Below are 12,340 nucleotides of genomic sequence, written 5' to 3'. Positions count from 1 at the left end.
ATGCGATGCCCTCAAAATTTCGGCGTGCGTCCGGGAGCCGGGTTTTTAACGATAGATCGAAACGGAAAGGGCCTTCTCGTAGACGCGATCAACAAAGCCTTCATCCGTGATCTGTTCAACCAAGCCGCCCATGACGACGAGCGGCGCATGCCTGTGAAACGCTCCCTTGATCCTCCCTCTACCCAGATTGGTGAACTCGGCTCTGTGCAGGAACGGACCGCGCACGTTCGATGCCTTGGCGAGTTCTTCGATTCCGGACAGGAAGTCGTGCAGCATTTCCTTCAATGCCGAAAAACTGCGCCCGCGTTCTTCGTCGCATTGTATCGGGTGGGCAACCGTTGCGTGGATAAACCAATCGTCGGCCACCATCAGCCGCGTAATCACCTTGCTATTTCCGTCAATGCTGACTGCCTCTTGGCCGTTTCCACACCCCTTGAACCATATCTGTCGGTGATAATGGTAATCCCTCCCGGACAGCCGCATTACATGTCTGTCGCCCACGCATAGGGGCGGCAAGTTTTCGTAATGATCCCGGGGAAGGATGCTGATCGTCAGGATTGCGCCCTCGTCCGCCATGTCGTTTGCTTCTGCGACTGCGCGGTCTTCCTCTAGGCACCGTTTGACGAGATCGGCCTTAAAGTCCTCAATCTTCTTGAATTGGGCGTAGATATCGTCGCGCTTAATCACGGCGTTCTCTGCGTCCATGCGAATCTTGAACCCGCCGGTTCGCCTGTTCTGATAGGGCTGAAAACGGTGCTGTGCGATCCTGAGGTCAATGGCATATTCGCCGCCGTCGAGTTCAATGAATCCGATGGCTAGTCCAGTTGGCTTCGGGTCAATCAGATCGTGCAGGAACGAGATGATTTTCCGCTTGGTTTTGTCTTGATCATCTGAAAAGCCGACCCATTCGCCGAACGCGCCACGTTTGTCCCTAATGCCGAACACGATGTGGCCGACGCGTTCAGCATTCAGAAATCCGATAACGTCATCGACGATGTCGGACTTCTTTTTGTCGCTGTCGTCGAGCGCATCGCGATGTTTGAACTCATAGAAGCGATCTTCCCGGATCGTGCCGTTCTCGATCAGTTCGCGGGAAGGAATATGTGGCGGGTTCACGGTCATCCGCGTCTCTCTACTAATTGCGACCAAATCACTTTCATCGATGGTCGCAGCTGAATTGGAGACGTCAAACTTTTTTGTGGCTATCCAATATTTTTCCGTGATTGTCGGCGCTGATCGTTGAAAAACTGAACCGACGAAGAACCGCGCCACATCCGTCCTCGTCCCAAACTGGTCTTTACTCCCTATAGCGAGCGCGCCGAATCTCGCGCAACAGCACCCGCTCGGCGATCTCAGCCCACGGTTTTGTGCCGACGAACAGATCGATGCCCTGACGCACAACGGCGTCCCTGAATTCCTCCGAACACCACAAGGCGTAATCGACGAAAAGCTGACGAGGGCAGCCGAACTTTACTAGCAGGTGCCGGAGGAAATTGACCTCGTCGTTGGCTCGATCGTCCGACCTTATGTAGACGTCAAGGAGCAGGCGAGTGTCGGCGTCGATCGCGACCCAACACCCGGCATTCGTCACGCCCGGAAATCCCGCCGGGCACGCGTCGAGAACCCAGCGCATCTCCCCCGCGATCTTGGCCCGTGTTGCCCTCGTCGGCGCAAAGAGATTTCTGTTCGGGACAACCGGCGGCTGATCGCCCTGCGCGCCCGCGTCTAGGGGCTGCGCCTCGCTGTCTTTGCAGAAAACGTCTGCGAGGATCGGCTTACGCCGCCGCCCCGCGCGCCAGACTTCGCGCCTTGACGGACCGATGTCGTGGACGACCTGTCGCGCCTCGTCTTCATCAAGCCCCCATTCAACGAGGACGTCCACGTAATGCGCGCGCCTGGTCTCCTCCACTTCGGGCGAGGCGAACCCGTCGAGCGGCGCCTGCTCATCGTCCCAGCGGGCAAAGCTTGCATGGTGAACGTCTAGGTACCCGAACATTCTTGCGACGAGATTTCGTGACTCCAGCACGCCGATATCTTTGCCATTCGTCGCCAATCGCGACCTCAGCCTCTTTGCTATGCCCCTCAGGCGGCGGCCGTCTCCGCAAACCGAGATCTTCATTTTGCGCCTCCCCTGCGAACGCATCGATTAGGCCGCTTCGGCACGGGCCACTCCAAGTCCTTGGGGGGCGGCAAGGGTGTGCGCCTGATCAGGCTCGATCCGGGCATCTGATAAACGTCAATTCCGAGCCCATGGACGAAGACCGAAAACCGCGCGCTGATCGGCAGCGCCTCGCGCTCGATCGCGATCGCGACAGGGGCGCCGTGCGTCCGGCAGAGCAGCGAAAGAATATCGATAAATTTGACGCTGTCGCTGCGTCCGATCTTCGCTTCAACGAGAACGGTGCGCGTGTCAGGGTCGAGCACCGTGACTGCGACCCTGTTGGCTTTGCAGACCGGTCCGACTGGGCGCAACGTGACGATCCAGCGCCGGCCCGACATCCACTCCGCCCTGAGGGCTTCAAAATCGATTCCCAAGACCTCCTCCATCCGGATCATTCGCGCCACCATCGGCGGCTATTTCCATCGTCCGCGCGAGCCGTCAGGCCACGAAGAACACCTGCACGTCCGCCTTGGCCCAAAGCTGCATCTTGCCCTTGAGCATGATGGCGACAGGTTCGACCCCTTGTGCTCGCAGGAAGGCGATCCCCTCGGCCTTTGTCAGGCGAAGTCGCCGCACAGCCTCCCCGGTGAACAGGAATTTGTCGGCGAAGTCGGCGAGGTCGCCGCGCCGGATGCGCAGGTTGACGCGGTCGCGCGCCGGCAGCAGTCCTGCCGATGTCAGCTCGCTGAAGCAGGCGCGAGAAACGCCGAAGAACGCGGCGGCCTCGACGTAATTGGTCATTCCGTCGAGATCAGCCGCGACCGGTGTGCCGAAGCGCGCTGACAGGACACCGAACTCGTCTGGGTCAACGGCCATGCGGTCAAGGACGCCTTCCAGTCGATTATTCAGCGAGCGCACAGGAAGCATGCCCGACAGCACCGCCTCGACGATTCCTGCCCACGGCTTGGGGCCAACGAACAGGTGACTTGCCGACAGCGTCAGCCGCTCGTCTCCTACTCGGGCATGCTCATGCGCCCGGTCCCGCAGCTTCGCCAGCAGTGCGTCAAGCGCCGACAGGCGGTACTGCTCCTTTTCCTTCAGCATCCCCACCACCGGTCCCTTGATTTTCTCAACGAGGCCGTGCGCCGTGAGGTCCGGCAGGGCGCCGAGTGGGACGCCGATCAGCGCCGCCGTCCTCATGGCGCCGACGGCATCGGCGCGCTGCAAGATGACCTCTTCGAGTTCGGCGCGGTCGAAGACGATAATGCGACGATGTCGGACGCACTTGAGGGCGCCGCTGTCTGCGAGCCGCACCAGCCTGTCCTGATCGATGCCGAACTCACGCACGGCTTCGCGCACGTTGATCCTGTTCGCCGAGCGGTACTCCTCGCGCCTCAGCAGCAGCTCGTCCATGTCCGTGCGCGCCACGTCCGCGGCGATGCCTCGGTCGAGCAGGGCGTCCACGCGCCCGCCGAAACGGGCGGCGCGCTTTGCCCGCAGGAGGGATCCCAGCTCCTTGTTTAGGCCGAAGGCGCCCCCCCGCTCGTCCATGCCCTCGCGCAGAGCGTCGGCAACGCGGAAGAAGCCCCTCGGCCAGTCGAGCAACGCCCTGCCGGCGAGAGCGAGGAACCTCGGCTCAAGGCCCAGCGCCCCCACCGCCTTTGAGAACCGAAGCGCGCGCCGCTCGCCCGGTGGCAGCGAGTCGTTTTCCAACACGGCGGCGAGCGCCACGGAGAGGTCGAACATTTCTCCGCGCGAGAGCTCCCGCACCTCGGACGAAAGGCGCGAACCCCAAACGGTCGGTTCGGAGCGAAGCGGGTCAACGAGGGAGGCCACGAAGGCGAGCGCCTCCATGTCTTCCACCTCGACGAGCGGCTGCGGGAAAGCGCGGAGATCCACGGTCGGGCGCCGGTGACGATCCTTGCAGCGGTCGCAATGGCATATCCCGAAGGTGCGGCGCCATCCGAGGACGCTCCCGCAGACCGGGCAGTTCTGGAGCAGGCGCTCCATCGTGCCCGGATCGAAGGCGAGCGGCCTCAGTTCCCACACGGCGCGATGGTACCCACTTTGGCGCAGCGCCAGCGGCGACACGCGTCTGACGCCGAGGTTGCGATAGTGTGGCCTGATCGGAACGCCGAAAAAGTCGATGCGGGCCGCCGAGCCGGCGCCGACAATCTCCGGACAGGCGCGCGCCAACACTTCATTGGGGTCCGCCCTGAGCAGAAAGGCAACACGCGCGGCCTCGCCCCGCAGCGACTGGCTGATCGCGGCTGGGCTTGGGGCGCGGACGCCCACTTTGCTCCAGAGCGTCTTAACCAGCGAGCGATGGGCGTTGAAAGCGGCTGTGCGAGCGAGCCACCCGATCAAGCTTTCATCGGGCATCGGTCCCGTTGTGCCGACGAAAGACTTTAGCGTTCCGCCCTCGGTGTCCGTAACTGCAATCCCGATCTCGTCGGGCAGGTCTTCGGCCCTGCTTACGCCATAGCGGGTCATATGCAGGCTCTTTCCCATGCCCTCTCAGGAGAGGGATTCCTAACCCATTCGTCCTTGATCACGTGGATTTCGCGGGCGCCGTCGCGGAAGGGATTAGTGCGGCACAGGTTGAGAGGGAATGCCCACCTGTCGATCGCCGCGGCGAGGTGCATCCTTTCCACGCGAGGAGAGCCGAGCGCAAAAGAATATTGCCAAGCGGTTCTGACGACCCGCGACACGCGTTCCAGAATTCCGCGGGTCACCTCCCAAAAGGCGGCTGGCATATCTCCTTCAGCGAAATCGCTGTATTCGGACGTTAAGTGATGCTGTGTGAGCTTCTCGTCCAGCAAGGCGACGTAGCCCTTGAACATCTTGGCTTCCTTCTCGTCCTCGAAGTCGAGCGGGCTGAGGATCAACGGCTCCATGCAACGATAGGGCGTCTGGTCTCCATTGGAGTGGAAGATCGGCCACGACTCCTCGGTGCCGACGACGGCAAAGGCCGTCGCTCCCTCGATCGACATCAGCTTCACCATGTCGGCCACTTGCTTCGCCCTGTGGGGGTTGTTGGCCCGAAGAACGTGCTGCGCTTCGTCGATTACGATCAATTCGGTCCTTCGAAGCTCAGCATAGCGCCGAACCCGGGCCCGGAACTCGGCTTCCGTCCCGCTGGTGAGTTCGGAAGTGTCGCAATAGCCCGTGTCGTCAATGACGAGGGGAGCCAGAATGTCCGACTGGAACTGCTTCAAGCTCGAGCGCGGCGAAAGGTTGACGCGCACGACAGGCATGTGGCCCTTTGGTATGTCCTTCTTTTTCTTGATCAATTCAACATAGCTCTCGATGGCCGTCGTCTTGCCCGACTGTGATGGCCCGATGACAGGCACGACGAACTGCTCCTTCCCGCGATTGATAAGCGCCTCCCTCCTGAGGCTGTTGAAAGCCTTGTGCATGTAGGTGAGACGAGGGTGCTCGATGAATATGTTCCGGAACTCCGCAATGTGACGATCGTAGTCCGGGTGCATGGTGACGTCGGGCGCGTCGTTGATCGCCCAATGCAGCGCCCGATAATCCTGCGACCACGTCCGTTTCCTGTCGTCCATCTCCACTACTCCTTCTTCGATGGCTGGGAGCCCGGGCCCCATCCCTCTGATGCCGCCAGGCTGGCCAAAATTTGCTCGCGCATTGAAAGCTTTCCTTCGGACGGCGGCGAACGCGGCGGCACCGAAAACTCGACCTTCGCCGGATGCACTGTTTTGACCGAAGGGCTCTCGCGCTCTGCCGCGGCCTGCGCGTTCAGGGCGTCCGAAAGCGCCTTGGAGTTGCGCCGGGTCGCCGTGGCTTTGCGGGTTGCAGCTTTCCCGCCGCGCCGCGAACCCTTTACGGCTTCGCCCCCGCCGGCGCGCCTTCCGTGGTCGATGGGGACGTGGACGCCAGACTCGTCGATGATCGGCGCCATGCCATCGTGGCGGGCGGGCGCGGCGGCGACGCGGAGAATGCTGCCGGAGATCAGCCCGGGGCGATCGGCGAGCAGAATGCGTTGCCGCTTCTTCTCCTCATCCTTCAGCCACTGTGGCTTGGCGTCCTCCAGTCTCTGGATGAGCTGAACGCGCGCCTTGCAGCACTCCACGTCCGTGTCGAACGGCAGTCCGGCCTGCTCCGCCATGATCTTGATGGTCTTGGCTTGAGTCTTGGTCAGGCCCATAAGGAAATTCGCGTTATCCGCTGGCAGCGGCACGTATTCCTCGTCGCGCCGGTTCCAGACATGGATGACTGTCAGGTCCGCCGGGTTGCGCTTGATCTTCACACGCGCGCGCTGCGAGGTCCGGCGCTTTGACTTCAATGAATCGATGGGCGCCAACCTGTCCATCAGGTGCGTCACGGTTCGCTGGTCGTGGTAGACAACGCCTTCGAGCTTGATGCCCTGTCGCGTCAGGCTGGCCTCGAGCACCTCGCCGGCGGCGGCTTCGAGATGATCCGGGTTCGGGCATACGTCTATGCCGTGAACCAAGGCGCTTGCCCTCCATGCAATGATCGGCGCCACGCCGATGCCGTCGTGCTCTTTGAGGTGGTAGACGTTCATGGCCTCGATCACCCGCTCCCAAAGCTCGTTGATGTCGAGGACTTGCGTCTTCTGCGGATCGAAGCCGAGCTTGCGGAGAACCTTGGTGTCGTAGGGGATGCCCCCCGGCGCCTTGTGGAAGACGAGCCGGTGGAACGTGTCGACGATCCGCTCAACGTAAGGCTTCGCTTGCGGCGTATGGATCGGCGCGAAGCGCAGGTCGATGCCCATGTCGGCACAGGCGTCGCGATATGAGTGTCCCGCCTGCGCCCACGCGTTGTCCACGACGACGATCGATGGCGTGCCATACGGCTCCAGCGTGACCCGCATTTCGGGGAATGCGTTCATCAGATCCAGCTTCGGCAGCAGCACCCTCTTAAGTGTCGCCATAGCCATGTGGAGGTTGGGCTGCTCAAAGGTGAGGAAGATCGCGAGCAGCGCTCGCGAATAGAGGTCCACGGCGAAATTCACCGTTGGCCTGCCCAATGGCAGGAGGTCGTCTCCGAGAACGAGGTGCGTGTCCACGGTCGTGGAATCGATCAACACGACGTGGAGTATCCGCTTCGCCTCCGGCAGCGGGTTCGTGCCGTCGAAGCGCGCTATCGCCGCCTTCTCGCCGTACTTGGCGCCCCACGTCGCTCTGTTCTCGGACTCGAACACCCTGCGGCAGAACGTCGAATAGGCCAGCACTGGCAGCGGCTTGCCACCATCCTGCTCCGCCTTCTTGTTGAGCTGCCGTATTGCCTCCTTGATCTGGATGTGGGCGCTCACCCGATCGCGCGTAGTCCCGCTCCAATACCAGACGATCGCCTCGTTGATCAGATCCTCGACGACGCGCGGAAAATGGTTGCGTCCGGAGCGTTTCGAACACATCAAGTACAGGGGGCGGCAACCGGGATATCCCCGCTTTTCGACCCAGTCGCAGATGGACCAGTAATGAGGGATTTTCTCCGGGTAACCGGGAAAGCCTTGGAACTCGGCGTCGTTCTTATACTTGGCGATCACGTCCTCGACGAACGCCTTCAGCGAGGCGTCCGACTTCATGGGCTGGATTTCGTCGTAGCGTTCGCACCAGAACTGACGCATCCGCGCCTTGGGGTCCTTGGGGCCATCGGGCGGAAGCGGTCGCGGCAGCGACTTGCCCTCCTTTGCCGGCTTGAACAGACGGTCGTAGATTAACTCGTCGAGCCTGCGCTCGGTGAGTTGCAGCCGGACTCCGTCGCGCTCCCTGAGGAAGAGGTATTCGTTCAGTTCCGCCCAATCCTCGGGAGCCGTGCCCTCGGGAGCGGCGAATGACTGATTGTAAACGTACCGCACACCGTCGAGTTCGTAGACGTCGCCGGACTTCAGCGCGTGCTTCGTCACGACGGCCTCGCGCCCGAAATCAAGGATCAGTTGCGTCCCCATCGGCCCGCCTCAGTCGAACAGGCCGCTGCCGCCAATCGGCTCGCGCGAGCGATCGACGAGCGCGACAGGTGTATCGCGGAGGATTGTGCGGGTCAGCGGAATCGAGACCAGACGGCGCACCATCATCGCGTGCAGTTTCTTTTTGCCGGCCACGTAGCCGCCGAGTCTTTCGCATCCCGCGCCGTATGCGAAGGCGCCGTCCTCGGCGAGCGCGCGGATGGCGTCGAGGTCTCGCAGCGCCACGTGGGTCCGCCGGTCGAGTGCAATCATTTCGACATTGCGGCGGTAGGTCGGCGTGCCGAGGCTTTTCTTGTCGCGGATTTCGAACCGCCAGCCCACGCCGCGGCAGAGCTGCCTGAACGCATCCAGCTTGCGCGCGTAGTCCTCGTCCCTTTCGGCCTCGGATAAGTCCCGCTTGTACTCGATAACGAGGACACGCCACGTGTCGCCTTCCAGCACGCGGCGCACTTGATCTGGCGTGTAGACGAGCTTCTTGGGGCCGTCCTGGATCTCGCACCGGAAGGGCTGAGCAAGCCACCATTTTACGGTGGTGAGCACCTCGGCTTCCATCATTCCGGGCAGCTCGACCTGCTCCGATTCCCACGAGCAGGTCCGTCCGTTCTTGCGGCTTTGGAAGTCGCCCGTGTAGTGGATCTTGCCGCCGGTCACGATCGTGCGCAGCGGACCGCCGTTCTCCGCAACGACAATGGTGGCCGCAGTGTTAAATACCCTCTTATCAAGCGCAAAACGGCGCTCGTTCTCTATGTCCACGCCCCGCCATAATGGCATGGGGGTGCAATTGGCGCCGCCTTCGGTTTCCGCCATTGTGGTCGTCCCCGTTAGGACGTCCGCCGCTTCGGTCAGGGATATTCGCGCTTGACGTTCGGGTGGAGGCCGGCGCAAATTGTCCCTGTCGCCGTCGCGGCAGCGACGTCGGTGAAATGCCGTTCGCTCCCTTTCCCAATCGGTCGAACGGCGTGGATTTATGCGCGCTCCGGGGACGCAAATCCTCGGAGCGTTCTTATTAGGCTAAGCTTTCTTCGTCGGTCTCCTCGACTCCAGCGAGGCACCAACGCGCCCCGTGCGGAACAGCGCAAATATGAGCCAAGACGATTGCAGAATCTATCTTGACGACCGGCGATAATTGAGTCGCCCCAATGTTGGTTTCCGAAAATACCCAGCGTTTTCCGGAAGTAGCGATCGAATCGATCGACTCGAGATTGAAGAAATCGGACTGAAGAGCATCAGCGTTGTTCTCCCGGTTTCCGTCTCGTCACTGGAAATCTGATGACAACGGCGGTAGGTCGTCGCTTTCCTGATCGCTTCGCAGCGCGCCTTTCCGCTTCGGCAAGGGCGGTCTGTCCGACTGCCGCCGATGCCTTCGTAATCGCATCGCGATAAATCCGTTTGCCGAGGCTTTTTCGAAGCATCAAGATTTTCGCGATCAGCTCGTCGAGGCCGTCCAGTTCGATCATCGTGTGTCTCCTTTTTCGATGATCGGCGCGGCGCCTTTGACGATCCGCTCGGCGTCGTCGCCCTCGACATATCCACGCTCGACCAACGCGTCGGCGATGGCTTCGACCGCGGCCCGGTCGCGCCTGACGATGTCGAGCGTCGCGTCCATCAGCCTGCCGAGATGCTCGGAGACCAGACGCCGGAAGGCCGGATCGAACGTGATCAGCTCGGTCGCCTTTTCTCTCGACCCGCGGTACAGCAGGTCGTCGCCGAGGCCGAAGCTGCCGTGCGCGGCGGCGACGAGGCTCGTCGCCTCCCGGATATCGCTTTCGGCGCTGCCGGACGCCCGTCCGAGGACGACCATCTCCGCCGCCCTGCCTGCCAGCAGCACGGTGACTTCCTTTTCGATATCGTCCATCGGGAGGAAGCAGCTGCCTGCGCGGCGCATCGACGTCGCGCCTGCGGTGCTTCCCTTGCTCAGGATGGAGACGGCCTCGATCCTCCTGCCGACGACGACGCCGACGACGGCGTGGCCGGCTTCGTGGATGGCGGTCACCCGGCGGTCGCCCGGCGACATCTCGGCGCCGCTGGTGATGGCGGCGACGAGGTCGTCGAAACAGACGTTCCGCCCCGCCGTCCGCGCCCTCCTGAGCGCGTCCTTCGCCCACTGCGCTGCCTCGGCGCCCGTCGAACCGGCCTGCGTGCGGGCAAGCGGCAGGACATCGGCAGGCGACATGGCGCCGTCCATGTGGAAGGAAATAATCTCTGCAAGCCCAACCGAGTCAGGAAAACCAACGACTTGAATCTTGTCGAAGCGGCCCGGCCTGATGAGCGCGGGGTCGAGGTTCTCGACATGGTTGGTCGCGCCGACAAGGATGACGCCCTCGCGGTCGCTGGTGGCCGAGTCCAGCCTGAGCAGGAGGCCGGTCGTCAGGGTCGTCCACCACGCTGCATGCCGATCATCGACATTGTTCCTGTTCGGAATCGCATCGAGTTCATCGAGCAGGAGCAGGCACCCCGTGCCGCCGTTCCTAGCGGCGGCGCGTGCGCCCTCGAACGCGGCGTCGGCAGCCTTGATCACGGAATCAAGATAGCCGGCGGTCGTCCCAAACCACTGGGCGACAGAGGTCGCGATCATCGGAACCTTAAGAGTGGCCGCCAGTGATCGTGCGAACAAACTTTTTCCGGTGCCCGGCGGGCCGGCGAGAACGACAGACGACGAGATCGACCGCCACTCCCGTTCGTGGCGCCGCCATGCATCGACATCCTCTGCGAGGGCGAACGCCCACTCCCGCAGCTCCCGCGCATATCCGGGCATCCGGTCCAGTGGCGGCGTGCTGTCCTCAACGGAGACGCGGCACTTCGCGGAGGACGCCGCCGCCAGCGCCGCAACCACCTGCGACGGCGTCGCGCCGCGCCGGAAGGCCGAAACGATGTCGTCGAACGACAGCCCGGCGACGATGTCTTCGGGAATGTTCTTCGGCGGTCTGCCGACGCACATAGAGATCAGCCGCCGGATAATTTTGCCATCGGGATGCTTCGCCTCCACCCGCGCGTCGGCGGCCCGCGTCAGTGTCGCCGGCAGCAGGGCCTCCGGTAGATGGCTGACACCGACGACATGCTTGCCCTCGCTCAGAGCTTCGGAAACGACATCGTTGCCTTTCTCGGCATTGTCACCCTTCGTGGAACCGTCCCGGAGGATGGCCATGGCGTTTGTTCGAAGAAACGCGCCAACCAGCGGTTTGCACCAGTCCGCGCCCGGAGCTTTCACCGAGACGACGAGCGGCCTCCCGGTTAGAGTTTTCAGCCGCCGCATGAGCGAGGCGCCAACAGCCTGACCGACGATCAGGTCGATCAGCTCTCGGCGCGCGGACGTTTTCAAGCGCTTTTTCCTTCCGTCGGAAGGGCAGGGAGCGACGACATCGTTCCTGGAGTCGTCGTCGTCGCTGTCGTCAGGCCTGTCGTCGTCGGTCATTGGGATTTCCGATCATCGTCAACGCCGGCTTGGCGGCCTAGGCGGTACCATCTTGTCCACGTCCGGACCCACGAACGTGTCTCGTCCAACGCGAAAATTTCTGATGTGATTCCGTGTTTTGTCCCCAAGAGAGGATGGCCGGAAATCAGCCCTGCCAGCGCCATCTCCGGTCGAGGCACAAACGACCAGTTGTCGATGATGGGCGCTGACGCCAATTCGGCGGCGGTCGGCCCAAGGCCGGCGACGATCTTCTCCAAGTCCTCCGTCAGAGCCTTGGATAGGCGATAGATGTCCGGGCCAGTTCCGGGGTAAATGATGCGGGCGTGCATGATCGTTCTCCTCTTCCGCCCCGGAGGGGCAAAGGGCAGCGAAGGCCGTCCGGTTGACCGGCGGCAGCGCGTGATGATTTGCTTGCGGAGGATTGCCCGGCGGAGCTGCGCTCAGGCGACAGCGCGCATCATATCAGTGCGGCGAGACCGAGCAGTCGTTCCCTTAGGACCGCCGGAGCGATGAGCTTGGGAATGTCGATGCCTGCAATACGCATGGCGAACTCCACGCTGGTTAAAGTGCGGCAACGAACTGCCGAATATAACGAATTTCAGGTTCAACTTATGTTCTTTGTTAAAAAGCGCAGATCCCGAATCCCGAGTCAATGGCTCAGTTATTGCTGGAATTGCGTAGGAAAAAAGAGGGGTCCGAGGCGGATAGGGCGGGGTGCTATCCGCGCCTTTTGCAACGGCGGGGGAGGATGGCTTGTTGTGCCGATGACGCCTGCCGCCGCGCGGTCAGTGGGCGCACGTCATATCAGATCGCGTTAGAGCCCGTGCCGCAGGTGAAACGGCGAAGTCGATAATCCAGCGCAAGGGGAAAGCGG

General features: G+C 62.2%; 10 protein-coding genes. All 10 read right to left on the bottom strand.

Annotated elements, in window-relative coordinates; translation table 11 throughout:
* Window positions 1–45: 45 nt before the first annotated feature.
* Window positions 46–1,122 (bottom strand): ATP-binding protein, encoded by a 1,077-nt coding sequence (locus M2320_RS01745; protein ID WP_264595823.1) that lies wholly within the window; start codon window positions 1,120–1,122, stop codon window positions 46–48.
* 175 nt (window positions 1,123–1,297) lie between these two features.
* Window positions 1,298–2,119 carry a hypothetical protein gene (locus tag M2320_RS01740; protein WP_264595822.1) on the bottom strand — a complete coding sequence of 274 codons (822 nt, stop codon included), beginning with the start codon at window positions 2,117–2,119 and terminating at the stop codon, window positions 1,298–1,300.
* Entirely contained in the window at window positions 2,116–2,535 is a 420-nt protein-coding gene (locus M2320_RS01735) for a hypothetical protein (RefSeq protein WP_264595821.1), read from the bottom strand. Before M2320_RS01735 ends, M2320_RS01740 begins: the two co-directional genes overlap by 4 nt.
* Before the next feature lie 64 nt (window positions 2,536–2,599).
* Window positions 2,600–4,612: a hypothetical protein gene (locus M2320_RS01730; RefSeq protein WP_264595820.1), complete on the bottom strand. Its 2,013-nt coding sequence runs from the start codon at window positions 4,610–4,612 to the stop codon at window positions 2,600–2,602.
* Window positions 4,591–5,670, bottom strand: a complete 1,080-nt coding sequence (locus M2320_RS01725; RefSeq protein WP_264595819.1) for an ATP-binding protein — start codon at window positions 5,668–5,670, stop codon at window positions 4,591–4,593. Before M2320_RS01725 ends, M2320_RS01730 begins: the two co-directional genes overlap by 22 nt.
* A 5-nt stretch (window positions 5,671–5,675) precedes the next feature.
* A complete protein-coding gene (locus M2320_RS01720) occupies window positions 5,676–8,036 on the bottom strand; it encodes an integrase catalytic domain-containing protein (RefSeq protein ID WP_264595818.1) in 2,361 nt (786 codons plus the stop codon).
* Between the two features lie 9 nt (window positions 8,037–8,045).
* Window positions 8,046–8,861, bottom strand: a complete 816-nt coding sequence (locus tag M2320_RS01715; RefSeq protein ID WP_264595817.1) for a hypothetical protein — start codon at window positions 8,859–8,861, stop codon at window positions 8,046–8,048.
* A 419-nt stretch (window positions 8,862–9,280) separates the two neighbouring features.
* Window positions 9,281–9,511, bottom strand: a complete 231-nt coding sequence (locus M2320_RS01710; protein WP_264595816.1) for a hypothetical protein — start codon at window positions 9,509–9,511, stop codon at window positions 9,281–9,283.
* The gene (locus M2320_RS01705) at window positions 9,508–11,466 is read right to left on the bottom strand and encodes an AAA family ATPase (RefSeq protein WP_264595815.1); all 1,959 of its coding nucleotides are present in this window, start codon (window positions 11,464–11,466) and stop codon (window positions 9,508–9,510) included. The genes M2320_RS01710 and M2320_RS01705 overlap by 4 nt, the downstream gene beginning before the upstream one ends.
* Window positions 11,463–11,795: a DUF6634 family protein gene (locus tag M2320_RS01700; protein WP_264595814.1), complete on the bottom strand. Its 333-nt coding sequence runs from the start codon at window positions 11,793–11,795 to the stop codon at window positions 11,463–11,465. The genes M2320_RS01705 and M2320_RS01700 overlap by 4 nt, the downstream gene beginning before the upstream one ends.
* Between the last annotated feature and the right edge of the window lie 545 nt (window positions 11,796–12,340).

Origin of the sequence: Rhodoblastus acidophilus, from assembly GCF_025961575.1 — a bacterium.
Classification (GTDB): Bacteria; Pseudomonadota; Alphaproteobacteria; order Rhizobiales; family Beijerinckiaceae; genus Rhodoblastus; species Rhodoblastus acidophilus_C.
Note: the sequence above shows the minus strand (reverse complement) of the source record. Positions and strands in the feature narration are given on the sequence as shown.

Bases quoted from the DNA above. Each gene is read 5' to 3' on its own strand.
- M2320_RS01745 (WP_264595823.1), bottom strand. From the start codon at position 1,122: ATGACCGTGAACCCGCCACATATTCCTTCCCGCGAACTGATCGAGAAC.
- M2320_RS01740 (WP_264595822.1), bottom strand. From the start codon at position 2,119: ATGAAGATCTCGGTTTGCGGAGACGGCCGCCGCCTGAGGGGCATAGCA.
- M2320_RS01730 (WP_264595820.1), bottom strand. From the start codon at position 4,612: ATGGGAAAGAGCCTGCATATGACCCGCTATGGCGTAAGCAGGGCCGAA.
- M2320_RS01725 (WP_264595819.1), bottom strand. From the start codon at position 5,670: ATGGACGACAGGAAACGGACGTGGTCGCAGGATTATCGGGCGCTGCAT.
- M2320_RS01720 (WP_264595818.1), bottom strand. From the start codon at position 8,036: ATGGGGACGCAACTGATCCTTGATTTCGGGCGCGAGGCCGTCGTGACG.
- M2320_RS01715 (WP_264595817.1), bottom strand. From the start codon at position 8,861: ATGGCGGAAACCGAAGGCGGCGCCAATTGCACCCCCATGCCATTATGG.
- M2320_RS01710 (WP_264595816.1), bottom strand. From the start codon at position 9,511: ATGATCGAACTGGACGGCCTCGACGAGCTGATCGCGAAAATCTTGATG.
- M2320_RS01705 (WP_264595815.1), bottom strand. From the start codon at position 11,466: ATGACCGACGACGACAGGCCTGACGACAGCGACGACGACGACTCCAGG.
- M2320_RS01700 (WP_264595814.1), bottom strand. From the start codon at position 11,795: ATGCACGCCCGCATCATTTACCCCGGAACTGGCCCGGACATCTATCGC.